The sequence below is a fragment of the Thermobifida cellulosilytica TB100 genome (assembly GCF_001517975.1).
GTDB lineage: Bacteria > Actinomycetota > Actinomycetes > Streptosporangiales > Streptosporangiaceae > Thermobifida > Thermobifida cellulosilytica.
Window position 1 is genome coordinate 441,432 of record NZ_KQ950182.1, and the last position, 25,173, is coordinate 466,604.

Genomic DNA, 25,173 nt, shown 5'->3' on the forward strand with positions numbered 1-25,173 from the left:
TCTGTGTTCGTTTCGAGAGCGCGCGGTACTTCGCGAAGCGAAGTATCGCGCGCCCTGCTGACAGGTGGAGCTTCAGGTGAGCGGTGCTGTCCCGAGCGGGTTTCTGACGCTGCCGAGTATTGACAAGGCGCTCGCCGGGGAGATCCAGGCCGAGCTGGAGCAGGTGGAGCAACTGCTCCGGGACACGGTGGAGGAGAGCGACCCGCTGCTGAACGAGGCCGCCGCGCACCTGCTGGCAGCCGGGGGCAAGCGGCTCCGCGCCATCCTGGTTCTGCTGTCCGCCCGCTTCGGCGACGCGAGCAACCCCGACCTCGTCCCGGCCGCGGCGGTGGTCGAACTGACGCACGTGGCCACCCTCTACCACGACGACGTGATGGACGAGGCCGAGCTGCGCCGGGGCCGTCCCAGCGCCAACCGGCGCTGGGGGAACACGATCGCGATCCTCACCGGCGACTACGTGTTCGCCCGCGCCTCGGAGATCCTCGCCGACCTGGGCACCGAGGCGGTCCGCCTGCAAGCGCAGACCTTCGGCCGCCTGGTGCGAGGCCAGATCATGGAGACCGCGGGGCCGCGCCCGGGCGTCGACCCGATGAAGCACTACCTCGACGTCATCGCGGACAAGACGGCGTCGCTGATCGCCTCCTCGGCCCGGTTCGGCGCGATGTTCGGCAAGGCCGACCCCGAGGTGATCGAGACGCTCACCCGGGCCGGCGACGCCCTGGGCATGGCCTTCCAGCTCTCCGACGACCTCCTGGACGTGGCCAGCGAGACCGTGCAGTCCGGCAAGACCCCCGGCACCGACCTGCGCGAGGGGGTGCTGACCCTGCCGATGCTGTACGCGCTTCAGGGCACCGAGCCCGAGCACGCCCGGCTGCGCTCCCTGCTGGGCCGTCCGCTGGACGACGACGAGACCGCCGAGGCGCTGGCCCTGCTGCGGGCGCACCCGGCGATGAAGGCCGCCGAGGACGACCTGCACTCCTGGGCGGACCGGGCGCGGGCGGAGCTGCTCACCCTCCCGGACTGCCCGGCCCGGAGCGCCTTCCTGGCGCTGTGCGACTACGTCGTGGAGCGCAACGGCTGACCCCGGCGGGGCCGTGCCCGGTCACGCCCCGCCCTTTTCTGGGTATATGTCGGGTCATGTCGCGGGTCACCCCGCGGCCGACCGGGTAGCCGACTCCCTGAACTGCCGCGATGCCGGTCAGGCAGCGCGGCGAGCAGCCGTCTGAGGCGGCACGGACCAAGGGAGTTGATTCGCATGGCACCCCGGCTGGGAATCCAGGAGCTGATCGGGCACAAGCTGATCGACCAGGACGGCCACAGCGTCGGCAGGATCGGCCAGGTCTACCGGGACGACCAGACCCACCAGCCGACATGGGTGACGGTCCAGACCGGCATGTTCGGCTCCCAGGAAAGCTTCGTTCCGCTGGCCGGAGCCGAGATCACCGACGAGGACCTGCGCGTCCCCTTCTCCAAGAGCCTGATCAAGGACTCGCCCCGCTTCGAGGCCGGCGGCCACCTCTCGCCCGAGCAGGAGGCCCAGCTCTACCGCCACTACGGCGTGCAGCCCAAGGTCCCCGGACCGCGCGGCCAGGCCGAGGAGGTCTCCGCAGAGGAGCGCGCCCGCAGGGAGGAGCGCACGCGCAGAGAGGAGCGCGGCGCCGGGGAGCGGTCGCCCGAGGAGGCGTCCGGCCGGGGCGGGGAGGCGTTCATGACCCGCTCCGAGGAGCAGGCCAGGATAGGCGTCGAGCGCACCGAGTCCGGCCGGGCCCGCATACACAAGACCGTGGAGAGCGAGCCGTTCGAGCAGGACGTCTCCGTGCGCCGGGAGGAGCTGCGCATCGAACGCGAGCCGGTGACCGGCGAGGAGCCGACCTCGGGCAGGAGCCGGATGGGCGAGCAGGAGGAGGAGATCGTCCTGCACGAGGAGCACGCGGTGGTCGGCAAGGAGGAGGTGCCCGTGGAGCGGGTGCGCATCTCCAAGGAGGAGGTCACCGACACCGAAAGGGTGACCGGCGAGCTCCGCAAGGAGCACATCGAGATCGACGAGGAGGACAAGCGGTCCGGCAGGCGCCGCGAGCGCTGAGGCGGCCCAGCGGTCCACACGGGGAGGGCGGTCCGGTCCCACCGGCGGGCCGCCCTCCCGCGCGTCCTCAGTCCGCCCCGGCCACGGCCCGGGGCTCCGTCCCGGATTCGGGCTGCGCGGCCGCACGGGCGGAGCGGCGGGCCTGGCGGAGCATGTCCACGACGAACACCGTCAGCGCCGCCCACACCAGGGCGAACCCGATCCACCGGCCGGTCGACAGCTCCTCCCGGAAGATCAGCCACGCGATGAGGAAGTGCATCACCGGCGCGATGAACTGCAACAGCCCCAGCATGGTGAGCGGGATGCGGTGGGCCGCCGCGCCGAACAGCATCAGGGGCACCGCGGTGACCACCCCGCTGCCGACCAGCAGCAGCGAGTGCACGGGGGAGACCGAGGCGAAGGTGCCGGCCCCCGAGGACTCCAGGAAGAGCACGACGCCCAGCGCGGGCAGGAACGTGACCGCGGTCTCGGCGGTCAGGCTCTCCACCCCGTCCAGCCGTACGAACTTCTTCAACACGCCGTAGGCGGCGAAGGAGAAGGCCAGGGCCAGGGCCAGCCCCGGTGGGGAGCCGTAGTCCACGGTCAGCACCACCACGGCGACCGTGCCGAGGGCGACCGCCGCCCACTGCGCCGAGCGCAGCCGCTCCCGGAAGATCAGCGTGCCCAGCGCCACGCTCACCAGCGGGTTGATGAAGTAGGCGAGCGCGGATTGCAGGGTGTGCCCGGTGGTCACCGCGACGATGAAGACGCCCCAGTTCGCGGAGATCACCCCGGCCGAGAGGACGAGCAGCAGCAGCCGCTTGGGGCTGCGCAGCACCTCGCGGATCCACCCCCAGTTCCGCTGGACCAGCAGCGCCACCAGGGTGACAGCCAATGACCAGATCATCCGATGAAGGAGGACCTCAAAAGGGCTGGACGGCGGGCTGATCAGGGGCCAGTAGAGGGGCAGGAAGCCCCATAAGAAGTACGCGCTCGTGCCGTAGAGCATGCCTTTGTTGAGTTCGGACACAGGGGTCAGACTATGAGAAGGAGTCTGGGCCCCGTGGAGGCGCATGCCCAGTGGCGCGGCCCCGGGAGATTGGACAGCGCGGATAGCCTGAAGTCATGTTCGGCTTCACGAAGACGACGATGGTCGACCGGGCCGACGCCCTGCCCGGCCGCGACACCCCGATGCCGGTCCCCGAACGCCACGAGGTCCTGGGCACCCCGCTGACCCCGCCCTATCCCGAGGGCGCCCAGATCGCCGAGTTCGGCATGGGCTGCTTCTGGGGCGTGGAGCGCACCTTCTGGCGGCTGGGCGCCGAGAACGGCATCATCACCACGGCCGTCGGCTACGCGGGCGGCTACACCCCCAACCCCACCTACGAGGAGGTGTGCACCGGGCTGACCGGCCACACCGAGGCCGTGCGGGTGGTCTTCGACCCCGACCGCATCTCCTACACCGACCTGCTCAAGGTCTTCTGGGAGAACCACGACCCCACCCAGGGCATGCGCCAGGGCAACGACGTCGGCACCCAGTACCGCTCGATGATCCTCTGCCACGACGACGCGCAGCGCGCCGCCGCCGAGGCCAGCCGCGACGCCTTCCAGCCGGTCCTGACCCGGATGGGCTACGGCCCCATCACCACCGAGATCGTCCCGGCCACCCCGTTCTACTTCGCCGAGCCCTACCACCAGCAGTACCTGTCGGAGGCCAAGAACCCCAACGGCTACTGCGGCGTGGGCGGCACCGGAGCGACCTGCCCGGTGGGCGTCGCACCCGCCGACAGCTGAGCCGGGAAGCCGGGCGGCGGCGTCGCGCCGGAGGGTAAAAACTTTCCTTTGTTTGGGTATCTTTGTTCAGGTCCGGCTTGACCTTTCGTGCCGCTGGCATCTATACAGTAGGTACTGCTCCCCGCCGTCCTGGGGTACCTGGACTGGCGGGGATTATTCATCGGAGCCCCCTATCGTGGCCGAACGTGTCGTCCTCTTCTTGGACTACCAGAACATCTACAAGGGTGCGCGCACGTGCTTCCATGATCTCCACGCACCCCACATGACATGAGCGGTCAGATCTCTCCGCTGCTCCTTGGTGAGTATCTGATTGCCTCCAGCCCTTACGAGCGTGAGCTCGAAGAAGTCCGGGTGTATAGAGGAAGGCCAGATGCCAGCCATGACCCCAAGGGTTATGCCGCGTGTACGCGGCAGATCGACGTCTGGCAACAGAGTTCCCGGGTCACAGTGATCACTCGGGCGTTGAGGTACCCGTACGGTTGGCCTCATCAGTCCCAGCCCGGGGAGAAACCCCAGGAGAAGGGCATCGATGTAGCTCTGGCCATCGACTTCGTGGCCTTGGCGATCCAGGGACGCTATGACGTGGGAATCCTGATGTCGACCGATACCGACCTGAAGCCTGCTCTTGAAGCAGTGGTCGAGTTCGGCCGCGGTAACGGGGGTAAGCCGCGAGTTGAGGTGGCGGCTTGGAGCGGTTCTGGAATGCACAACCGACGCTTGGCGATACGCCAGAAGAACCTGTGGTGCCACTGGTTGGATGAACAGGTATACCAGCAGGTCAAAGACGTAACGGATTATTCCAAGGCGTGAGGTCGCAGGCTGGGAAGCGGGAGGGCCCTGGGGGAAGGCTCGTTCTTTCCAGCCGGTGCCTGTGGAAGCTGGTTCCTGTTCACTCCCAGAGTGTGGGCACGGCCCCGCAGCGGCCTCCCGCCCGTCCGACAGGAAACAGCTGGTCGGGTGCGCAGCCGCGCGCCGCTGGCGTCCGTGGACGAGGACGGCCCAGCGGCACACCCCCGGTGGCCGCCGTCGGCCCCGCGCCTCCCGGGTGTTCCGACACGCGCGCCGCGGCCTCCCGGACACTCCGGGAGCCCGGTGGTTCACTCGGGGGTATGAGCCGCCTGTCCGTCCCGTCCCGGCCGCCGCTGCGGAGGGCGCCGCGCCCGGGGACGGCTCCCCGGAACGGGGAGGCCGGGTGAACTCCGCAGACCTGGACCCCCTGCTGCTCCGCCAGCGGGCGGCCGCCGCCAGCCGGGCCGCGCTGGGCGTCCTCGCCGCCGACACGGCCCTGCTGACCGCCTACGCCGTCGTGCCCGTCGACCCGCAGCGCGGCGCCGCCGCGCCGCTGCTGCGCCTGACCGCGATGCTCGCGGTCTTCGCCGTCGTCGTGCTCTGGCAGGTGTACTCCATCTCCCGGGCGCGCTTCCCCGGGATCCGGGGCGCGGCGGCGGTCGGCTTCGTGGTCCCGCTGTTCCTGACCGTCTTCGCGACCGTCTACCACCTACAGTCCTTCGTGGCCCCCGACGCCTTCTCCGAACCGCTCAGCAGACTGGACGCCCTCTACTTCACGGTCACCGTGTTCACCACGGTCGGCTTCGGCGACATCGTCCCGCTGACGGCGACGGCCCGCGCCTTCGTCATGGTGCAGATGCTGCTCAACCTGGTGGTGCTGGGCGGTGTGCTGCGGCTGCTGTTCAGCGCGGCCAGAAGCGTACGGCAGACCCGGGACGCCGACGGGCCGCCCCCGCCCGCCTGACCGGCCGACGCGAAGCACCCGCCCGGGTCAGGACGCCGACGCGTCGACCGCCCGCTGGACGTAGGCCGTCATCGCGGCCGTCGGGCCGCACTGCTGCGCGGCGATGGCCCCGCCTCTGTCCCGGTACCTCCGGTACAACGCGTCGCGGACCCCCTCGTCGCCGCCGTGGAACATCTCCACCAGCTCCGTCCAGCGCGCGGCCGGCGTCCGCACCCTGGGGTCGGCCGGGTCGGTGCCCGCCTCCGTCTCGGCCCGCACCTGCTCGATGAGCCGCGGCCACTCGGCCTCGACCGAGGCGATCACCTCCTCGCCGAGTTCCCGGCGGCGCCGCTCCAGGTAGGCGATCTGCTCGTCGGTGTAGTAGGCGCGGATGGTCTCCTCCAACTCGGCCACCTCCTCCATCAGCCCGAAGAGGTCGTCGGGGTCCAGCCCGCGTGCCGAGCGGGCGGTGGCCGCCAGCCCGGTGAGCCGGCGCCGCAGCGACCGGAGCGCGTCCAGTTGCCGCTCCACGTGCGCCAGGTGGTCGTCCAGCAGGTCGGCCAGGTCGACCTGGCCGGACAGCACCGTCCCGATCGCCTCCAGCGGCAGGCCCAGCTCGCGCAGCGCCACCACCTGGTAGAGCCGCCGCACACCGGCCTCGTCGTAGAGCCGGTGCCCCGCCGAGGTGCGGCAGGCCGGCCGCAGCACCCCCACGTGCTCGTAGTGGTGCAACGCCCGCACGGTCAGCCCGGTGGGCCGGGCCAGCTCGCCGACCTTCCAGAACCGTCCGCCGCGCTCACGCATCAGCTCTCCTCCTTCGGGGGAACGACGCTAGAACCTGGCGCCGCGTCAGGTTCACGGGGAGACCGCCGCACGTCCGCCCTCCCCGGACTTCTTGCCCCGGGTGCAGGCTAGGCTGCGGAGGGCAGATCGGTTCCACCACGGAGACGGGCAATGCCGGAAAGCTACGCGGCCAACGCCGCCTCCGGACGCATCGGACTGGGAACCGTCCACACCGAGGTCCGCCACGACAGCCCCGACCTGGTGGTGCTGCGGGAGGTCCCCCTGGACCGGTTCCGGATCGTCGCCCGCCGCCCCCTGCGGCGGCTGCCCGCGGCGGCAGCCGGGTACCTCGCCGCGGCGGCCGGGATCGTCGAGGACCCCTTCGGCACGCTGCCCGCGCCGGGGAGCGCCGGAGTCGCCACGGTGCGCATGCCGGTCATGGCCCGGCCGCCCGGAGCGGTTCCGCCCCCGCCGTGCAAGGCCGACCTGGAGGTCACGCGGGTGACGGACCGGGCGGGCCTGGAAGCGGCCGAGCAGGTCATCGCCTACGGCTTCCCCCGCCTGCTCCCGTGGCCGTGCGCCCCCGGACGGCTCCTCCCGCCGCACGCCCCCACCGTTGCCGGGCTGCGGGTGTGGCTGGCCCGCAGGCAGGGCGTCCCCGCGGCGGCCTGCTGCACCTACGACGACGGCGCCACGGTGGGCCTCCACGCCCTGGCCGTCCTTCCCGAGCAGCGGGGGCGGGGAATCGCCCGGCTGCTGGCGGCCCGGGCGCTGGCCGACCACGCCGACCGCCGCGCCGTGCTGGCCACCACCGAGGCGGGAGCGCCGCTCTTCCGCTCCCTGGGCTTCACCGAGGTGTCCCAGGCCCGCTGGCACCTGTGGGGCTGACGGCCCCGTCCGCGCCCTGCCCGTCCGGGACGGTCAGGTCCAGCGCCATCAGCACGTCGTCCACGTACTCCCCGTCGAGGCGGAACACCCCCCGCAGCACCCCCTCCACCCGGTAGCCGACCGAGCGGTACAGCGCGATCGCCCCCGGATTGCTGGACAGCACGCGCAGCAGCAGGACGCGGGCGCCGCGCCGCACCGCCAGGTCGCGGGCTCCGGCCAGCAGCGCGCGGCCCACGCCGCGCCGCTGGGCCGCCGGGGCCACGGCCAGCGCGGCGAGCTGCTGCACGTGGGCGGCGCTGGGCAGCGGAAGGTACGGCGTCACCCGCGCGTAGCCCGCCACACGCCCGTCGAGTTCGGCGACCAGCACGTCGGCGGGGGAGGCGGAGGCGAAGAACGGGCGGTCGGGGGAGAAGCGGGGAGCCGGGGTGACCGCAGGCGACCAGGTCTCGGCGTCGATCCGGGCCAGCACGGGACCGTCCTCGGCCGCCGCCGGACGCAGGACGGGGCCGGACACCAGGGCTCCCTCCTCCGTCACCGCCGGGACCGGGCGCGGCGGCCCGGTCCGGAACAGGGCGGGGCGGGAGCCGGTACTCCGGTCCCCGCCCCGCCCGCGGACGTCACCACTGCTGCTGGCCGTAGCCCGGGTACTGCTGGCCGTAGCCCGGGTACTGCTGGCCGTAGCCCGGCTGGGGGCCGTAGCCGGGGTAGGGCTGCTGGCCGTAGCCCTGCTGCGGGTCGTACTGCTGCCCCTGCTGGTACTGGTAGTTGGCGTAGGGGTCCTGCTGCTGGTAGGGCTGCTGCTGGCCGGTGGGCTGCTGCGGTTGCTGCGGCTGCTTCGGCTGCTCCGCCTCGGCCTTGCTCTCCTCGGCCTTCTCCGACGCGTCGGCGGGGGCGGGCCGGAAGATGCACAGTTGGGCGGGCTCGCCGTTGCCGTCCTGGCTGTAGGAGATCTGCTCCAGACGCCAACCGGCCTCCTCGATGCCTTCGAGAATGCGGGTGAGTCCCGGGCGGACGCTGCTTGAGGGCTCGTCGTAGGTGTTGACGCGCAGTTGCACCACGAACATGCGCCGCTTCTGCTGTGCCGCGACCTTGGCGTGCTCGACGACGGTGCTGTCCCTCACGACCTGTGTGACGCTCATCTGTAACCGTACCCATCTGCCCTTGACGAGCGCTGTCGAGCGCTGCTGTCATCCGCGCCTGTCGCGGAGAAGACCCGAGGGCCATCTCCACCATGATGCCCCCTTTGCCCCTCTGAGAGCCACAGAGGAGCCGAAGGGTTCGCACGGGCCGGCGTTCCCGACGCCGGCCCGTGCCGCTGGTCAACGGCCTACCGCGGCCACCGCGTCGCTGATCGGCGTGTCCCCGCCGACCAGCTCCAGCACCTGTCCGACGGTGGCCGGGGCGTCCAGCAGGGCTGCCAGCACCGCGGCCACGTCGTCCCGGGAGACCGGCCCCCGCTCCACCTTGGGCGCGAGCCGGACCCTTCCGGTTCCCGGTTCGTCGGTCAGCCGTCCCGGCCGCAGGATCGTCCAGTCCAGTTGCTCGCTGCGGCCCCGCAGGTCGTCGTCCGCGGCCTTCTTGGCGTTGACGTAGGCCGCCCACACCGGGTCGGCGTCGGGAGCGGGCCCCTCGTCCACCCCGATCGCCGAGATCATGAGGAAGCGCCGCGCTCCCACCAGCGAGGCCGCGTCGGCGGTGAGGACCGCTGCGGCGCGGTCCACGGTCTCCTTGCGGGCGGCCCCGCTGCCGGGACCGGCGCCCGCGGCGAACACCACCGCGTCCGCGCCCATCACCTTCTCGGCCAGTTGGGTGACGGTCGTGGCTTCCAGGTCGACGACCACCGGTTCGGCGCCGACCGCGCGCAGGTCGTCGGCGTGGTCGGGATTGCGGATGAGACCCACGGGAGTGTCGCCGCGCTCGGCCAGCAGCCGTTCCAGTCGCAGGGCGATCTTGCCGTGTCCTCCGGCGATGACGATACGCATGGCCGAAAGGCTAGTACCCCCCTCCGCGGCACCGGTCGGGGACACCCGGGAGCGGCCGCGGACGCGGACGGGCGCGCACCCCGTGGGGCGCGCGCCCGCTGCGTTCGGTACCGGACCCGCGGCTAGCCGATGGTCCAGGTGTCGTTCCCGGCGAGCAGCTCGGCGAGGTCGCCCTCACCCTGCTGCGCCTTGGCCTGCTCGATCTGCTCGGTCATGGCCGCGTCGTAGGTGGGCGCCTCCACGTCGCGGAACACGCCGATGGGCACGTGCGCGAACGCGGGCTCGTCCAGCCGCGACAGCGCGAAGGCGTACGCCGGGTCGGCGCGGTGGGCGTCGTGCACCACCAGGCGCTCCTCGTCCGTCTCGGCGAGGTCGACGACGGTCAGCTCACCGTAGTCGCCGAGGACCACGCCCCGGTCCTCGCCGATCTTCAAGGGCTGGCCGTGCTCCAGGCGCAGCACCCGCGTGTCCCGCTCCGCCGGGTCCTTGACCAGGGCGAACGCGTCGTCGTTGAAGATCGGGCAGTTCTGGTAGATCTCCACGAACGAGGCGCCCGGGTGGTCGGCGGCGGCCCGCAGCACCTCGGTCAGGTGCTTGCGGTCGGAGTCCACGGTGCGCGCCACGAACGTCGCCCCGGCGCCCAGCGCCAGCGACACCGGGTTGAAGGGGTTGTCCAGCGAGCCCATCGGCGAGGACTTGGTGATCTTGCCCGCCTCGGAGGTGGGCGAGTACTGGCCCTTGGTCAACCCGTAGATCCTGTTGTTGAACATCAGGATGTTGATGTTGATGTTGCGGCGCAGCGCGTGGATCAGGTGGTTGCCGCCGATCGACAGGGCGTCGCCGTCCCCGGTGACCACCCACACGCTCAGGTCCGGGCGCGAGGCGGCCAGCCCGGTGGCGATGGCCGGGGCACGCCCGTGGATCGAGTGCATGCCGTAGGTGGACAGGTAGTACGGGAAGCGGGACGAGCAGCCGATGCCGGAGATGACCACGATGTTCTCCCGCGGCACCCCCAGCTCGGGCAGGAAGCCCTGGAAGGCGGAGAGGATGGCGTAGTCGCCGCAGCCCGGGCACCACCGCACTTCCTGGTCGGACTTGAAGTCCTTCATCTTGTAGGCGGTGTCGCTGCGCGGCACCAGGCTCAGACCGCGGAACGCGGCCCCGTTGTTCTCACTCGGCACGGTCGATGACCTCCTGCAGCACTCCTGCCAGCTCCTCGGACTTGAACGGCAGGCCACGCACCTTGGTGTAGCTGATGACGTCGACCAGGAACCTGCCGCGCAGCAGCAGGGCCAACTGGCCCATGTTGATCTCGGGAACCACGACCCGCTCGTAGCGGCCGAGCACCTCTTCCAGGTTGGCCGGGAAGGGGTTGAGGTGGCGCAGGTGGGCGTGGGCCACCTTCGCCCCGGAGCGGCGGACCTGGCGCACGGCGGTGGCGATCGACCCGTAGGTGCCGCCCCAGCCCAGCGCCAGCACCCGGGCGTCGCCGGTGGGGTCGTCCACCTCCAGCGGCTCGATGTCGCGCGCGATGTTGTCGACCTTGGCCTGACGGGTGCGCACCATCAGGTCGTGGTTGGCCGGGGAGTAGGAGATCTCGCCCGTCCGGTCGCTCTTCTCGATGCCGCCGACGCGGTGCTCCAGGCCGGGGGTGCCCGGCACCGCCCAGGGGCGGGCCAGGGTCTCGGGGTCGCGCAGGTAGGGCAGGAACTCCCCGTTCTCCCCGTTGGGGCCGGTCGTGAACTCCACGGACAGGTCCGGCAGCTCGGAGAGGTCGGGGATGCGCCACGGCTCCGACCCGTTGGCCAGGTAGCCGTCGGAGAGCACGATCACCGGGGTGCGGTACTTGGTGGCGATCCGTGCGGCCTCGATCGCGATCGCGAAGCAGTCGGAGGGGGAGCGCGGGGCCAGCACCGGCAGCGGCGACTCGCCGTTGCGGCCGAACATCGCCATCAGCAGGTCGGCCTGCTCGGTCTTGGTCGGCAGGCCGGTGGACGGCCCGCCCCGCTGCACGTCGATGACGACCAGCGGCAGCTCGGTCATCACCGCGAGGCCGATGGTCTCGGCCTTCAGCGCCATGCCCGGACCCGAGGTGGTGGTCACGCCCAGCGCGCCGCCGAAGGAGGCGCCCAGCGCCGCACCCACGCCCGCGATCTCGTCCTCGGCCTGGAACGTGCGCACGCCGAACCGCTTGTGCTTGGACAGCTCGTGCAGGATGTCGGAGGCCGGGGTGATCGGGTAGGAGCCGAGGAACAGCGGCAGTCCGCTCAGCTTCGAGGCGGCGATCAACCCGTAGGACAGGGCCAGGTTGCCGGTGATGTTGCGGTAGCGGCCCGCGGGCAGCGCGGCCGGCTTGACCTCGTAGGAGACCGCGAAGTCCTCGGTGGTCTCGCCGAAGTTCCAGCCCGCCTTGAAGGCCGCGATGTTGGCCTTCATGATCTCGGGCTTCTTGGCGAACTTGGTCTCCAGGAACTTCACCGTGCCCTCGGTGGGACGGTTGTACATCCACGAGAGCAGGCCCAGCGCGAACATGTTCTTGGCGCGCTCGGCGTCCTTCTTGGAGATGTCGAAGGACTCCAGCGCCTTGACCGTCAGCGAGGTCAACGGCACCGGGCTGACCTTGTAGTCGGCCAGCGAACCGTCCTCCAGCGGGTTGGCCGAGTAGCCGACCTTGGCCAGGGCGCGCTTGGTGAACTCGTCGGTGTTGACGATGACGGTCGCACCCTTGGGCAGGTCCTCCAGGTTCGCCTTCAGCGCGGCCGGGTTCATCGCGACCAGCACGTTGGGCGCGTCGCCGGGGGTCATGATGTCGTGGTCGGCGAAGTGCAACTGGAAGCTGGACACGCCGGGCAGCGTGCCGGCCGGAGCGCGGATCTCCGCCGGGAAGTTCGGCAGGGTGGACAGGTCGTTGCCGAACGACGCGGTCTCCTGGGTGAACCGGTCACCGGTCAACTGCATGCCGTCGCCGGAGTCCCCGGCGAAGCGGATGATGACACGGTCGAGTTGTTGGATCTCTTTGGGCACTGAGATCGCCGACCTCCTAAAGAAGTCGCCGCGCCGGACGCGGCGGCTTGGGGTTACCTCAGTCTCACCGTGGCGAGGGGTGGCTGGTTCGTCACGGCTGGGTCGCTGTCCCAGGGCGGTGGTGCCACCCCGGTGCGGCGGTCGGCGGCCCTTCAGTGGCCGCACTCGCCTCCAAGCTCCGGGGAAGAAGCCTACGCGCACCCGGGACAGGGACACGTCACAGGGTTGGCTGGGGACATTGGACCAGGTGGGAGCAATCGCCCTCCCGGAAGCGCCCCCGGCGTCAGGAGCGACACAGACCGCCGTTGATGCGGAGCAGGTCCACGTGCCACCGCCGAGCCAGGGCGCACCCGCTACTGGAGCGGTGAGTAGTGAAGGTCACAGGCAAACTATAGATGATCATAGTTTGCGGGCCTGGGGGTGGGGTGGGGTGATACGGGCCTCCCCGGCCCGTCCCGGGGAACGCCGGGACCGGGTCCGGACGTTGGTCACGGTGTACCGACCGGGCAGGTGGACCGGGCCTTACGGGCATGGAGGGGAGTGGGCGTGCGGCACAACGCGTTCCGCGCGGCAGCGCTCGTGGTCGGTCTCTCCATACTTCTGATCGTCCTGGGCTGGATGTGCGGAGGGATCACCGGGGTCAAGCTGGGGCTGGTCGTCGTCGCCGTCGTCAACGGCCTCATCTACCTCTTCGGCGACACCATGGCGCTGCGGGCGATGCACGCCCGCCCGGTCAGCGAGATCGAACAGCCCGAGTTGTACCGGATCGTCCGGGAGATCGCCACCGACGCACGGCAGCCCATGCCACGGCTGTACCTGTCGCCGACCAGGGCGCCCAACGCCTTCACCACCGGGTGGAACCGGCGGCGCGCCGCCCTGTGCTGCACCACCGGGCTGCTCTCCCTGCTCGACGAGCGCGAGCTGCGCGGCGTCATCGCCCACGAACTCGTCCACCTGCGCAGGGGCGACACCGTCGTGGGCACGGTCGCCGCGATGCTCGCGCTGAGCATCACGTCCCTCACCGCGCTGTCCCTGCTGCTCCCCCTGGCCGACTCCGAGGACGAGGACGGGCAGGGGCTGCTGGAAGGGCTGATCTTCCTCGCGGTCGGCCCCCTCGCCGCGGCGGTCGTCCGGGCCGCGGTCGGCCGCGCGCAGGAGTTCGCGGCCGACGAGGCCGCCGCCCGCCTCACCGGGGACCCCGTCGGCCTGGCCAACGCCCTGCACCGGATCGAGGTCGCGGCCCGCACCCACCCCCTGCCGACCCACCGGGGGCTGCTCACCTCGGGGCACCTGATGATCGCCCACCCCTTCGCCGACCAGTTGGCGGGACGGCTCTTCACCGTCCACCCGCCCGCCCGGGAGCGGATCCGCCGCCTCCAGGACCTGGCCGCGCGGTGGAACCGCGGCGGGCCGGGCGGGGGGCCGGACGGACGCCGGTGACCCGGCACGCCCCGACAGCGACGGGCGCGCGGCCCGAGGGGCGGCGCGCCCGGTCGGCGGTCCGGCTCCGGCGGGGCCGGACCGCGGTCAGCGGAAGTTGACGAACTGCAGCGCCACGTCCAGGTCGCTGTTCTTCAGCATGGCGATGACCGCCTGGAGGTCGTCCTTCTTCTTGGAGCTGACCCGCAGCTCGTCGCCCTGGATCTGCGCCCGGACGCCCTTGGGGAACTCCTCCCGGATCATCTTGGAGATCTTCTTGGCGTTCTCGGTGCTGATGCCCTCCTTGAGGGCGATCGGCAGCCGGTACTCCTTGCCCGACGCCTTCGGCTCGTCGGGGGCGTCCAGGACCTTCAGCGAGACGCCGCGCTTGACCAGCTTGTCCTTGAACACGTCGAGCGCGGCCTTGGCGCGCTCCTCGGAGGTGGACCTGATCTCCACCGCGTGGTCGCCGGCCCAGGCGATGGTCGTGCCCGTCCCCTTGAAGTCGAAGCGCTGCGACAGTTCCCGACCGGCCTGGTTGACCGCGTTGTCCACCTCCTGCCGGTCGAGTTTGGAGACGATGTCGAAGCTGGATTCGGCAGCCACGTCTGCTCGCACCCCCAAGTTCCTGGGCCGGGGACGCCTGGTCCGGCCGATGGATCGCGATCGGTCGTGACCGGGGCGGCGGTACACCGCGGCCCCGGCCACAGCAGTGACAGAGCTTAGCCCGGTACGCCCGGAGAGGCCGTGGAGCCGGGAGAGCCGGTGTCCGATTTCGCCTCCGCGCCGCTGTCCGCTATTCTCATTCATGCGCGACGCCGAAGAGCGGAACGCACCACAAGGCAGGTTGCCCGAGCGGCCAAAGGGAGCAGACTGTAAATCTGCCGGCTCAGCCTACGTAGGTTCGAACCCTACACCTGCCACACCTCGCAGAAGCGGCCTTCCACCAGGGGAAACCCTGCGGAAGGCCGCTTCTCGTCGTCCCGGGCTCCCGGCCGGACTTCACCAGAGGATGACCCGGTCTTGGGTTAGCCCGAAGCCTCCCCGGACGCAGGCTTCCAGAGAGGGAAGCAGCACACGACTCCGGGAGGCCGCCGTGACCCTCCAGGAAGAACTCGTCCGCGCCATCGAACACCGCGACGTCGAGGCGGTGCTCGCCACGTTCGACGAGGAGGCCGACTACGAGCTCGTCGACCGCACCAGCCCGCCGAGCGAACCGCTGCGGGCGCACGGCCGCGACGCCATAGGCAGGACGCTGCACGACCTCTTCGACCGGGCCGTCCGCAACGAGGTCGAGCAGTTCGTCGTCCAGGGCGACCACGCCGCCTACCTCCAGCGGTGCACCTACCCCGACGGCTCCCAGGCCCTGATCACGGCCATGCTCGACCTGCGCAGCGGCAGGATCGTGCACCAGTCCGGCATCCGGGCCCGCGACGGCGGCACCTCCGCGCCGGTGAGGACCCGCACGCGCACCTTCGCCGAGGCCGACGAGGTCCGCACCTTCGAGAAGGGCCGCCTGGAACTGCTCCGCGGCAACGGAAGCGACGTCGCCCGCGCCGTCTTCGAACCGGGCTGGCGCTGGTCGCGCCACGTCAAACCGATCGCCGGAACCGAACTGTGCACCTACGCGCACTTCTGCTACATCCTCTCCGGCACGCTCCACGTCCGGATGGCCGAGGGCAGCGAGTTCGAGGCGACGAAGGACGAGACGATCCGCATCGCGCCGCACCACGACGCCTGGGTGGTCGGCGACGAGCCCGTGACCCTCCTCGACTGGGAGACATCGGGCGATTACGCCAGGTCACAGGGCTGATGGGCCCGAAAAACCGTTTCCTGGGGCCCGGTCCGGGAGAAACGGCATGTCACCGCGCGGATTTCCGGGTCGGAGCGAGTCAGATCTCAGGGGATTCGGGACGCAGCAGGACCGGGAGGTCTCTAGTCTGCTGAGGTGTGGGTGACTCAGTGATCCGGGAGCCGACGGGCCGCCGCGCGCAGACGCGGCACGGGCGGGCCGCCGTGCTCAGGCTGGCCTCCTGGTTCGAGCAGGCCGACGCCGACACCGCACACCGGCTCTACACCGCCGCCTTCGCCCTCCACCCCGCCCGGCACCTGGGCGGGAGCGTGGAGGAGAACGTCGCGGCGGCCTCCAGTTGGTGGGACGCCCCGGCCGTCGACACCTCGACGGTGCGGCCGGCGGGCCACGGCACGCTCGCCCCGGCCGAGAACCACAGCGCCCAGCAGGCACGGCTCCGCGACGCCGCCGAGGCCGAGGCCCACTGGCGGCGCTCCGCCGCCGACGAGGTGCGCTCCCTGCTGGCCGGCCTGACCCCCCGGGCCGGTCGGCTCACCATGTCCCGGGCCGCCCTGGGCGTGTTCATGGAGCTCCTCACCCGTGCGCTCGGGTCCGGCGACGCCACCTCCGGTCCGGTCAGCGCGGGCGACCTGGAACTCGACATCCGACTGCACGTGCGCCACGACCCCGGCGCCGTCCTCACCATCGGCGAGGACGACGGCGACCTCACCCTCACCGGGCTGCGGCTGCGCACCACCCCCTACGACCGGACCGACCCCGGCCCGGACGGACCGGAAGAGGAGGACGGCCCCGACCGGGACGACGAGGAAGAACAGGACACCGCGCCGCAAGCCGGGGCGGACGACCTCCGGGAGGCCGCGGACCCGGCGGCCGACGCCGTGCCGGACGTCCCCGAATCCTGACCGCACCCGTGCCAGAATCCCCCAAGCACGCCCCACCCACCAGTCAGGAAGGTGACGCCAGACCGTGGCCGCCAAGGAGGACATCGCCCTCACCATCGAGCGCCAGGCCGCGGCCCGCCGACTGCTGGCGGACCCGCTCATCACCGCACGCAGCCACCCCGAGGACCTCGCCCTCGTCCAGGCCCACTCCGACTGGCTCGTCCGGCGGTTCCGGCGGGTCCTCGGCTACGAACTGGTCGTCGCCGACGACTACGCCCGGCTGGTGAAGACCGGGCTGGTCCGCACCGTCACCACCCCGCTCCACCGGGACAGCGGGGCGCCGTTCACCCCCCGCGCCTACACCTACCTGACCCTGACCCTCGCGGCCCTCGCCGAGGCCGACGCCCGCACCACCGTCGCCGAGCTGGCCGCCGGGGTGCGCGCCGCGGCCCGCGACGCCGGACTCTCCCTCGACCCCGAGCAGCGCCTGGGCGAGCGCCGGGCCTTCGTCGCCGGCCTTGCCCGGCTCGTCGGCTGGGGGGCGCTCACCGAGGCCGACGGCAGCCTGTCCGACTACGCCGTGGACGGCACCCGCGAGGTCGTCCTGGACGTCAACCACGGGATCGCGGAGCACGTGCTCGCCCGCGTACCGCACTCCACCACCACCCCCGAGGAGTTCGTCGCCCTGGCCCAGAGCGACTCGGTCTCCTCCGACGAGCACGCCGTGGAGCTCACCCTGCGCCGCCTCCTCGCCGAGACCGCGGTGGTCTACCGGGAGGAACTGGACACCCCGCACCGCGTCCGGTTGGCCGGACACCAGTGGCGCGCCGCAGCGGAACTCGCCGAACTCCTCGGCTGCGACACGGAGGTCCGGGCCGAGGGGGTGGCCCTGATCATGCCGAGCGAGACCGCCGCGGACGCCCGCGGGGTGACCGGCCCCGCCTCCTTCCCCGGCACCGGCCCGGTCAGCCAGGCCGCCCTCACCCTGCTGTCCCGCCTCGCCACCATGCTCGCCCCACCACCGTTCAGCCACGCGGTCCCCATCCCGGCCGACCTGCTCGACGCGGAACTGGCCGCCGTCGTCGACGACGACGCCCGGCAGTGGTCGCGCACCGCGGTCAGCCACGTCCCCGACCCCGAGGACCTCGCCGCCCGCGTGCTGACCCTGCTCCGCGACAGCCGGCTGCTGGACCGCGTCGCCACGGACGGCGCAGAACGCCCCACAGAGGGCTGGCACCTGCTGGCCGCCGCCGCACGCTACCGCGACTCCGCCTTCCCCCGGAGCGGTGCCGAATGAACGGGCACGGCACGACCCCCGTCCACACGACGGCCGGGAGCCTCCCGATCGGCTCCCCCATCCGGGACAATGACACCACCCCCGACGCCCCGACCGTCCGGCGCGGCGGGCACCAGGACGAGCGGTACGGAGCGGAGGACCGCCGATGAGACAGGACGCCACCCTCCCCAAGCGCTACCGGCTCGAACGTGCCGGCATCCACAACGTCTGGCAGTACGACAACCACGTCTTCGAGTTCGCCGACGGGCGCCTGCTGCTGCGCGGGCGCAACGGAGCGGGCAAGTCCAAGGCGCTGGAGATGCTGCTGCCCTTCCTCCTCGACGGGGACGCCCGGCGGCTCGACACCACCGGCACCAGCCGCACCAGCCTGCGCTGGCTGATGCTGGAGGGACGCACCGCCACCGAGACCGGGACCGCCGCCGCCACCGAGTCCGACACCGCCACCCTCGGCTACCTGTGGATCGAGTTCGTCCGCCGCGGAGAGGACGGCCGGCCCCAGTACCGCACCCTCGGCGCCGCCGTCATCGCCGTGCCCGACCAGCCCGAGGCGCGCGCGGTGTTCTTCGTCACCGACCGCCGCGTCGGCGACGACCTCGTCCTGATCGACGGCGACCGCCCGCTGTCCGTGGAGCGGCTGCGTTCCGCCGTCGGCCCCGACAACTGCTACGACACCGCCCTCGGCTACCGCACCAGGGTCATGCGCGAGCTGTTCGGCCTCGACGACCCCATGCGGTACCGCAACCTCATCCACCTGCTCTACCGGCTGCGCCGCCCCACCGTCGGGGAACGCCTCGAAGCGGGCGAGCTCGCCTCCGTGCTCTCCGAGGCGCTGCCCCCCATGGACGACACCGTCCTCGACCAGGTCGCCCGCAACATCACCGACCTGGAGAGCGCCCGCTCCCGGCTGGCCGCGCTGCGCACCGTGCACGAGCGCACCACGGAGTTCCTCGCCGACTACCGCGGCTACCTGCACGGGGTGCTGCGCCGCCAGGCCGAGACCGTGCGCGCCCAGATCACCGCCTTCGAGGAGCGCGACACCGAACTCGCCCGCCTGGAGTCCGAACTCGACTCCCTGGTCTCCGCCGAGAGCAGCATCCAGGTGGAGCGCGACCGCCTCGCGCGCAGCCGCGACACCGCGGCGTCCGACGCCGCGACGCTCCACGCGAGCACCGAGCGCCCGGCCGGGGGCGTCACCGACGGGGAGCGCGAGGCCCGCTACGCCGCCGCGGCCGCCTACATCCGCGCCGCCGAGGCCGCCTGGGTCGCCGGCGAGCACGCCCGCTCCGCCGAGGCCCAGGCCCACCACAGGCTGGACACCGACACCGCGGCCATCGAACGCGGCATCGGCGGCCTGCGCCGCCTCCACCTCGGCCTGCGCGACACCGCGCGCGCCGGCGGGATCGACCCCGCCTCCCTCGGCGAGGTCCCGCAGCCGGTACGCGTCACCCTCGCCCCGCGGGAGAGCACCACCCAGGTCAACCTGGAAGGGCTCGAACAGCCCGTGGAGCGCCCGCCCGTGCTCGGCATCGAGATCGTCGGCCTCCGCCGCAGGCTGGCCGAACTCCACGACCGCCTCTCGGGCGCCGACGCGGCCGCCGCCGAACGCGAGGCGATCGCCGAGGACCTGTACCGCCGCGCCCTGGAACTGGAGGCGGCCGAACGCCGCGAGGCCGACCTCAACAGCGAGGCCGAGTGGGCCGACAGCCACGCCGAACGCGCCCGCGCACGCGAGCGCGCCGCCATCGAGAAGGTCCGCGAGGCCAGCGCCGACTACGCCGCCGACGTGCGCGAGTGGTGCAACGCCCTGCGCGCCGCGGCACCCGACGCCGACATCGAGGCGGAGCTGGAGGCCCTGGAGCAGAGCGTGGAACCCCCGCTCGACGACGCCTTCCGTGTCCTGCCCGCCACCCTCCCCGAGACCGTGGCCCGCCGGGCCCACGCCATCGTCGAGCCGCTGCTGGAACAGGTGCGCGAGGCCCGCGACGCCGCCTTGGGCGAGGAGCGCGACCTCGCCGCCGAACTCGACGAGCTCACCGAGCGCCGGGCCGACGAGACCACGCCCGTCACCGCCCCCCGACCGTTCTGGGCCACCGCGCCGCGCGACCCCGACGCGGGGATCCCCCTCTACCTGGCGGTCGACTTCGCCGAGCGGCTCACCGCCGAGGAGCGCGCCGGACTCGAAGCCGCCCTGGAGGCGTCCGGGCTCCTGGCCGGACTCATCACCCCCGACGGCACCGTCGTCGACCAGGACACCCACGACCTGCTGCTCAGCCCGGTCGAACCGCTGCGCGGCCGCACCCTCCTGGACGTCCTGGTCCCCCTGGAGACCGTCGGCGCCACGAAGGTCGACCGCGGCACCGTCATCGCGATCCTCTCCTCGATCCGCCTGCGCGACGAGGAGCAGGAGCAGAACCAGCCCGAGCACTCCTGGTTCCAGAGCACCACCGGCCCCCGGCGCAGACCGGAGAACTACGTCTCCCTCGACGGGCGCTGGCGGCTCGGCGTCGCCCAGGGCCGCCACCACAAGGCCGCCGCCGAGTACATCGGGGAGGCGGCCCGCGCCCAGGCCCTGGAACGCCACCGCGCCAAGGCCGAGCGGCGCATCGAGATGGCCGAGGCGCTGCTCGCCGAGGCCCAGGAGCGCCGCGCGGGGATCGACAACCGCCACGAGAGCCTGCTGCGGATCAACCGGTCGGTGCCCTCGGGCGCCGCCCTCACCGCGGCCTGGGCCGTCCTGGACGACGCCCGCGCCTGGCTGGCCGAGGCGGTGCGCGACCACGCCGCGGCCCGCGCCGCCGCCGACGCCGCGCGCGCCACCGCGCTGTCCCTGCGCGGCGCCCTCGTCGGACCCGCGCTGGAGCACCGCCTGCCCGCCCAGTACGAGGAGCTCGCCCGGATCCGCGGCTCCCTGGGGGCGCTGCGGGTGCAGATCGCGGCGGCCCACCGCGACCTGGAGATCCTCGCCGGACGGCTGGAGGACTACCGGCGGCACGTCGCCGACTGGCAGCGCGCCCGCGAGGCCCGCATCGTCGCCGAGGACGCGGCCGGGGCCGCCATCAGCGACATGATCACCGTGCGGCGCGAGACCGAGCTGACCGACCGCGCCGGGGCCGCCGACCCGGCCCAGGTCAGGGCCGCGATCGAGCAGGTGCGCGCCCGCGCCCGCGAGGCGGGGGAGGCCCTGCCCGCCCTGGAGCGCGAGGCCCAGCGCGCCCGTGACGAGCGGGTCGCCGCGGAGACCCGGCACGGTGCGGCCGCCGTCGAGCGGGCCGAGCAGGCCCGCCGGGCGCTGGCCGCCGGGGCCCGCCTGCGGGCCCTGCTCGCGACCCCGTCCGGGGAGGTCGACCGGGGACTCCTGGCCGCGGCCGGGCTCACCGACCTCGCCGCACCGGAGGGCCCCATCGCCGACTACGACGCGGCGGAGGCCGACCCCGAGCGCAGCGACGACTTCACCAAGCGCATCCAGAGCCTCGACGCGCTGGTCTCCGCGGTCGAGGCCGGGCTCGACCCGGCCGACTCCGACGTCGACGACAGCGGGATCCTGCACAGCCACGAGGAGCTGCACCGCAGCCTGGCCGCCGCGCCCGCCGTCGGCGCCCGCACCGAGCTCACCGAGCCCGCGGGGGTCAAGCGGGTCACCGTCCACGACGACCGGGGGGCGCACGACATCGTCGACTACGCCGAGCGGCTGAGCGAGGCGATCGCCGAGGCCGAGGAGACCGCGGCGGTGCGCGAGGAGGAGGCCTACGAGCGGCACCTCCTCGGCGAGCTCGCCGGGCACCTCTCCCGCCAGATCACCGAGGCGCGGGAGCTCATCGACGCGATGAACAGCGTCCTGGGCGAGGTCACCACCTCCCAGGGACTGGGCGTCCGCCTGGAGTGGCAGCTCGCCCCCGACGCCGACGAGGACATCCGCGCGGTGGTGCCGCTGCTGAGCCGCCCCGCCGACACGCGCACCCGGGTCGAGGCCACCCGGCTGCGCGACGCCCTGCGCCGCTGCATCGAGGCGATCCGCCGCCTCGACCCCACGGTCACCGGCGGGGCCCAGTTGCGCGCCGCCCTGGACTACCGGTCCTGGTTCGCCTTCACCGTCTACGTCACCGACGCCGCCCACCCCGAACGCGAGCGCCGGCTCACCCACCGCACCGCACTCAGCCAGGGGGAGCAGCGGGTCATCGCCTACCTGGTGCTGTTCGCCGCGGCGGCGGCCCAGTTCACCGCGCTGGCCCTGGACGCCCCGCAGACCCCGCGGCTCATCCTGCTCGACGACGCCTTCGCCAAGGTGGACGAACCCACCCACGGCCGCCTGCTCGGCATGCTCGTGGAACTGGATCTGGACTTCGTGCTCACCTCTGAGCGTGTCTGGGGCTGCTTTCCGAGCGTCCCCCGGCTCAATATCTATGAATGCCTGCGCGACCCGGCCGAACCCGGGATCGCCACCCTGCACTTCACCTGGGACGGCAACCGGCGCCGTCTCAATGGAGTGTGAGATCGGCCACTTCTTCTGCCGGTTGGGGCGGTGGAGGCGGACCGTGGAGGCAACGCGCGAACGGACCTGTTCCACCGCGCGGATCCCCGCAGCCGAACGGGGAGAGCGATGTGTAATTCGCCCTATCTGTCCTAATCTGCAAAGGCGAGGCCACGAACGGAGCAGGTGTGGTGACGACGGTAACGACCTCCCAGGCCGGATTCTCGGCAGAACCCTCGCGGCAGCGGTCGGCGTCCCCCCGAACAGTTGCCCTCTGGGACCGGTTGGCCCGCTCGCCCCTGGACCCCGCGGCGCGCCGGTGGGTGGCCGCGGCCGTCCACGGCGAGGACGCGCTGGCCGCCTGCGTCCGGGGCGAGGAGGTCGACCTGCCGCTCCCGGAGACCGAACCGGTCCCGCCGGTGCGGCACGCCCGGCGCTGCTACCTCAGCAGAGTCCGCGTCCAGGGCTTCCGCGGCATCGGACGCGCCGCCACCCTGGAGTTCCCGCCCGGCCCCGGGCTGACCGTGATCGTCGGCCGCAACGGGTCCGGCAAGTCCAGCTTCGCCGAGGCCGTCGAGGCCGCGCTGACCGGCCGCAACCTCCGCTGGGACGGCATGCCCGCCGCCTGGCGCGACGGCTGGCGCAATCTCCACTTCGACGATGTGACCGAAATCACGGTCGAGCTCCAGCGGGCGGGGGAGACCGGCACCACCCGGGTCACCCGGGTCTGGACCGGCGAGAGCGTCCGCTCCGCCCGGGGCGAGGTGGTCCTGCCCACGGGCGAGGTCGGCAGCCTGGCCAGCCTCGGCTGGGGCGAGGACCTCAACCGGTACCGGCCCTTCCTCTCCTACGACGAGCTGGGCCGCACCGTCACCGGGCGCTCGGCCGAGCTGTACGACACGCTGACCACGCTGCTGGGCCTGAGCGAGCTCACCGAGATCGAACGTCGGCTGGCCAAGGCCTGCGACCGGCTCGCCAAGACCGCGCAGCGCCCCGCCCACGACCTGCCCTACCTGCTGGACCAACTGCGCGCCAGCGCCGACCCGCGGGCGCGCACCGCCGTCGAGCTGCTGTCCTCCTCGACGCTGGACCTCGACCGGCTCGCCGCGATCGCCGCGGACAACGGCCCCGCCGACCCCGCCCAGCAGGTCGTGCTGCGCCGCCTGCGCCGCCTGTCGGTGCCCGAGCGCTCCCTCATCAACGACGTGGTCAGCGAGCTGCGCGGGGCCGCGATGGAGATCGCCATGACCGTGGGCACCAAGGGCGACCGGGCGCGCAGCGTGGTCGAGCTGCTGCGCCAGGCCCTCGAGCACCACCAGCGGCACCCCGCCGAGACCGACTGCCCCACCTGCGGCGCCCACAACGCCCTGGGACCGGCCTGGGCGAGCCGGGCCCGCGCCGAGATCGCCCGGCTGGAGCCCGTCGCCGCCAGCACCGCGGCCGCCTACCAGCGCGCCGAGGCGGCCCGGGACCAGGCCCGCTTCCTGATGGCCCCGCCGCCCTCCTGGCTGCCGCCCGACAGCGAACTGGGGCGGATCTGGGCCGACTGGGCGGCCGGGGCGGAGATCACCGACCTGACCGAACTGGCCACGCACATCGAGACCGTCGGCCGGCGGCTGCGCTCGGCCGCGATCGCCGCACGCAAGGCCGCCACCGAACGCCTCACCGACCCCACCGACGGGTGGGCCGGGCTCGCCGAGCAACTGGGCGCCTGGCTGGAGGACGCCCGCGGGGCGCTCGACGCGCACCGGAGGCTGGAGCCGGCCCGCCAGGCCCTCGACTGGTTCTCCTCGGTGGCCCGCGAGATGCGCGCCGAGCGGTTGAACCCCCTGGCCGCCCAGGCGGAGAAGGTGTGGGCGCGGCTGCGCCAGGAGCGCCACATCGACCTGGCGTCGCTGCGCCTGGTGGGCCGGGGGGCGCAGCGACGGGTGGCCGTCGACGTCAGCGTGGAGGGCATCGACGGGCCGGACAACGCGCCCGGACTGCTCAGCCAGGGCGAGTTCCAGGCCCTCGCCCTCTCCATCTGCCTGCCGCGCACCCTGGTGCCGGGCAACCCGTTCGGCTTCCTGCTGCTGGACGACCCCGTCCAGGCGATGGACACCGAGACCGTGGAAGGGCTGGCCGCGGTGCTGGCCGAGGTGGGCCGCCACCGCCAGCTCGTCGTCTTCACCCACGACACCCGCCTGCCCGACGCGCTGCACCGGCTCGGCCTCCCGGCGTCCGTCCGGACCATCCACCGCGACGCCATGTCCAACGTCTGGGTGACGGACTGAGGGGCGGTGATCGCCTCCGCGGCTTTCGAGTTGGCAGAGCACCCCGGAAGGCATGTATATTCGAGTCAACGCGACGGGCGGAACCCCGAAAGGGGGGAAGCCAAGGAAGCGTGCCCCTTTAGCTCAGTCGGCAGAGCGTCTCCATGGTAAGGAGAAGGTCTACGGTTCGATTCCGTAAAGGGGCTCCACCACCACCTTGAATGAGATCCGGTCCACTCAGGTGGTCGGTCGGCGGGAAGCTCGCCCGCCGGTCCTCTCGGGGTCCGGTATCATCGCAGATGAGACGGTTTCCCCGACTCCAAGGCGGAGTAGCTCAGTCGGTAGAGCAAGCGGCTCATAATCGCTGTGTCGTCGGTTCAAGTCCGGCCTCCGCTACTACCTGCGCGAACCCCTGGTATCCAGGGCTCACGCGGGCTTTTTTCAGTGTCCGTTGCTGTTCAGTCGAGAAAGGCACTCCAACGTGGCTGCCACCGACGTGAGGCCGAAGATCACCCTGGCCTGCCAGGAGTGCAAGCACCGTAACTACATCACGCGCAAGAACCGTCGGAACACCCCCGACCGCCTTGAGCTGAGGAAGTACTGCCCGAACTGCCGCACGCATCGGGAGCACAAGGAAACCCGCTAGGCCGTCCCTCCGCAGGCCGCCGGTTCCCGGACGGGCGGCGCGGCCCACAGCGGTCGTGGTGGATTCCAGGTTCCGACCGGACACGGTCTGGACTTCCCGGTAGCCCAGTGAGCACCCGCTCACTGGGCTACC

At 72.3% G+C, this 25,173-nt stretch carries 21 protein-coding genes and 3 tRNA genes; 16 read left to right on the plus strand and 8 right to left on the minus strand.

Features of this window, described 5'->3' with window-relative positions; genetic code table 11:
• Positions 1-76: 76 nt before the first annotated feature.
• Positions 77-1,081: a polyprenyl synthetase family protein gene (locus AC529_RS12090; RefSeq protein ID WP_068756652.1), complete on the plus strand. Its 1,005-nt coding sequence runs from the start codon at positions 77-79 to the stop codon at positions 1,079-1,081.
• 174 nt (positions 1,082-1,255) lie between these two features.
• Entirely contained in the window at positions 1,256-2,083 is an 828-nt protein-coding gene (locus tag AC529_RS12095) for a YsnF/AvaK domain-containing protein (protein WP_068756654.1), read from the plus strand.
• 67 nt (positions 2,084-2,150) lie between these two features.
• Here AC529_RS12095 and rarD read toward each other — a convergent pair whose 3' ends face one another.
• Positions 2,151-3,092 carry an EamA family transporter RarD gene (gene rarD / locus AC529_RS12100; RefSeq protein WP_068756655.1) on the minus strand — a complete coding sequence of 314 codons (942 nt, stop codon included), beginning with the start codon at positions 3,090-3,092 and terminating at the stop codon, positions 2,151-2,153.
• A gap of 95 nt (positions 3,093-3,187) precedes the next feature.
• On the opposite strand from rarD, the gene msrA reads away from it, so the two are divergent.
• The 3 genes from msrA to AC529_RS12115 all read left to right on the plus strand — a co-directional run bounded on the left by msrA (position 3,188) and on the right by AC529_RS12115 (position 5,609).
• On the plus strand, positions 3,188-3,856 hold the full coding sequence (gene msrA / locus AC529_RS12105; RefSeq protein ID WP_068756658.1) for a peptide-methionine (S)-S-oxide reductase MsrA: 669 nt from the start codon (positions 3,188-3,190) through the stop codon (positions 3,854-3,856).
• Positions 3,857-4,123: 267 nt separating this feature from the next.
• A complete protein-coding gene (locus AC529_RS12110) occupies positions 4,124-4,666 on the plus strand; it encodes an NYN domain-containing protein (protein ID WP_083948160.1) in 543 nt (180 codons plus the stop codon).
• 382 nt (positions 4,667-5,048) lie between these two features.
• A complete protein-coding gene (locus tag AC529_RS12115) occupies positions 5,049-5,609 on the plus strand; it encodes a potassium channel family protein (protein WP_068756662.1) in 561 nt (186 codons plus the stop codon).
• A 27-nt stretch (positions 5,610-5,636) separates the two neighbouring features.
• Here the strand turns inward: AC529_RS12115 and AC529_RS12120 are convergent, their stop codons facing one another.
• Positions 5,637-6,392 (minus strand): MerR family transcriptional regulator, encoded by a 756-nt coding sequence (locus AC529_RS12120; RefSeq protein ID WP_068756664.1) that lies wholly within the window; start codon positions 6,390-6,392, stop codon positions 5,637-5,639.
• A 150-nt stretch (positions 6,393-6,542) separates the two neighbouring features.
• Here AC529_RS12120 and AC529_RS20940 point away from each other — a divergent pair, with 150 nt between their 5' ends.
• On the plus strand, positions 6,543-7,259 hold the full coding sequence (locus tag AC529_RS20940) for a GNAT family N-acetyltransferase (protein ID WP_068756666.1): 717 nt from the start codon (positions 6,543-6,545) through the stop codon (positions 7,257-7,259).
• Here the strand turns inward: AC529_RS20940 and AC529_RS12130 are convergent.
• From AC529_RS12130 to AC529_RS12150, 5 genes are all read right to left on the minus strand, one after another.
• A complete protein-coding gene (locus AC529_RS12130; protein WP_157080193.1) occupies positions 7,219-7,773 on the minus strand; it encodes a GNAT family N-acetyltransferase in 555 nt (184 codons plus the stop codon). The two genes, AC529_RS20940 and AC529_RS12130, sit on opposite strands and share 41 nt — an antisense overlap.
• Positions 7,774-7,876: 103 nt before the next feature.
• Entirely contained in the window at positions 7,877-8,398 is a 522-nt protein-coding gene (locus tag AC529_RS12135) for a hypothetical protein (RefSeq protein ID WP_068756668.1), read from the minus strand.
• A gap of 180 nt (positions 8,399-8,578) precedes the next feature.
• Entirely contained in the window at positions 8,579-9,241 is a 663-nt protein-coding gene (locus tag AC529_RS12140) for an NAD(P)H-binding protein (RefSeq protein ID WP_068756670.1), read from the minus strand.
• 122 nt (positions 9,242-9,363) lie between these two features.
• Complete coding sequence (locus tag AC529_RS12145) at positions 9,364-10,422, minus strand: 2-oxoacid:ferredoxin oxidoreductase subunit beta (RefSeq protein WP_068756671.1); 1,059 nt, start codon at positions 10,420-10,422, stop codon at positions 9,364-9,366.
• Positions 10,412-12,265, minus strand: a complete 1,854-nt coding sequence (locus AC529_RS12150) for a 2-oxoacid:acceptor oxidoreductase subunit alpha (protein WP_068756673.1) — start codon at positions 12,263-12,265, stop codon at positions 10,412-10,414. The genes AC529_RS12145 and AC529_RS12150 overlap by 11 nt, the downstream gene beginning before the upstream one ends.
• A gap of 546 nt (positions 12,266-12,811) precedes the next feature.
• Here AC529_RS12150 and AC529_RS12155 point away from each other — a divergent pair.
• A complete protein-coding gene (locus tag AC529_RS12155; protein WP_068756927.1) occupies positions 12,812-13,705 on the plus strand; it encodes a M48 family metalloprotease in 894 nt (297 codons plus the stop codon).
• 87 nt (positions 13,706-13,792) lie between these two features.
• Here the strand turns inward: AC529_RS12155 and AC529_RS12160 are convergent, their stop codons facing one another.
• The gene (locus tag AC529_RS12160; RefSeq protein WP_068756675.1) at positions 13,793-14,290 is read right to left on the minus strand and encodes a YajQ family cyclic di-GMP-binding protein; all 498 of its coding nucleotides are present in this window, start codon (positions 14,288-14,290) and stop codon (positions 13,793-13,795) included.
• A 235-nt stretch (positions 14,291-14,525) separates the two neighbouring features.
• On the opposite strand from AC529_RS12160, the gene AC529_RS12165 reads away from it, so the two are divergent.
• The 9 genes from AC529_RS12165 (at position 14,526) to rpmG (ending at position 25,041) form a co-directional block, all read left to right on the plus strand.
• Positions 14,526-14,607: transfer RNA gene (locus AC529_RS12165), tRNA-Tyr, on the plus strand.
• A gap of 173 nt (positions 14,608-14,780) precedes the next feature.
• Positions 14,781-15,497 (plus strand): nuclear transport factor 2 family protein, encoded by a 717-nt coding sequence (locus tag AC529_RS12170; RefSeq protein WP_068756677.1) that lies wholly within the window; start codon positions 14,781-14,783, stop codon positions 15,495-15,497.
• 137 nt (positions 15,498-15,634) lie between these two features.
• Entirely contained in the window at positions 15,635-16,399 is a 765-nt protein-coding gene (locus AC529_RS12175; RefSeq protein ID WP_232306712.1) for a DUF2397 family protein, read from the plus strand.
• Between the two features lie 64 nt (positions 16,400-16,463).
• Positions 16,464-17,675, plus strand: a complete 1,212-nt coding sequence (locus tag AC529_RS12180) for a TIGR02678 family protein (protein WP_068756679.1) — start codon at positions 16,464-16,466, stop codon at positions 17,673-17,675.
• A 145-nt stretch (positions 17,676-17,820) separates the two neighbouring features.
• On the plus strand, positions 17,821-22,164 hold the full coding sequence (locus AC529_RS12185; protein ID WP_068756680.1) for a TIGR02680 family protein: 4,344 nt from the start codon (positions 17,821-17,823) through the stop codon (positions 22,162-22,164).
• A gap of 167 nt (positions 22,165-22,331) precedes the next feature.
• Positions 22,332-24,416 carry an AAA family ATPase gene (locus tag AC529_RS12190; protein ID WP_083948164.1) on the plus strand — a complete coding sequence of 695 codons (2,085 nt, stop codon included), beginning with the start codon at positions 22,332-22,334 and terminating at the stop codon, positions 24,414-24,416.
• Positions 24,417-24,528: 112 nt separating this feature from the next.
• Positions 24,529-24,604, plus strand: a tRNA-Thr gene (locus tag AC529_RS12195).
• Between the two features lie 114 nt (positions 24,605-24,718).
• Positions 24,719-24,791, plus strand: a tRNA-Met gene (locus AC529_RS12200).
• Positions 24,792-24,876: 85 nt separating this feature from the next.
• Entirely contained in the window at positions 24,877-25,041 is a 165-nt protein-coding gene (gene rpmG, locus AC529_RS19665) for a 50S ribosomal protein L33 (RefSeq protein WP_083948166.1), read from the plus strand.
• The last annotated feature ends 132 nt before the right edge of the window (positions 25,042-25,173 follow it).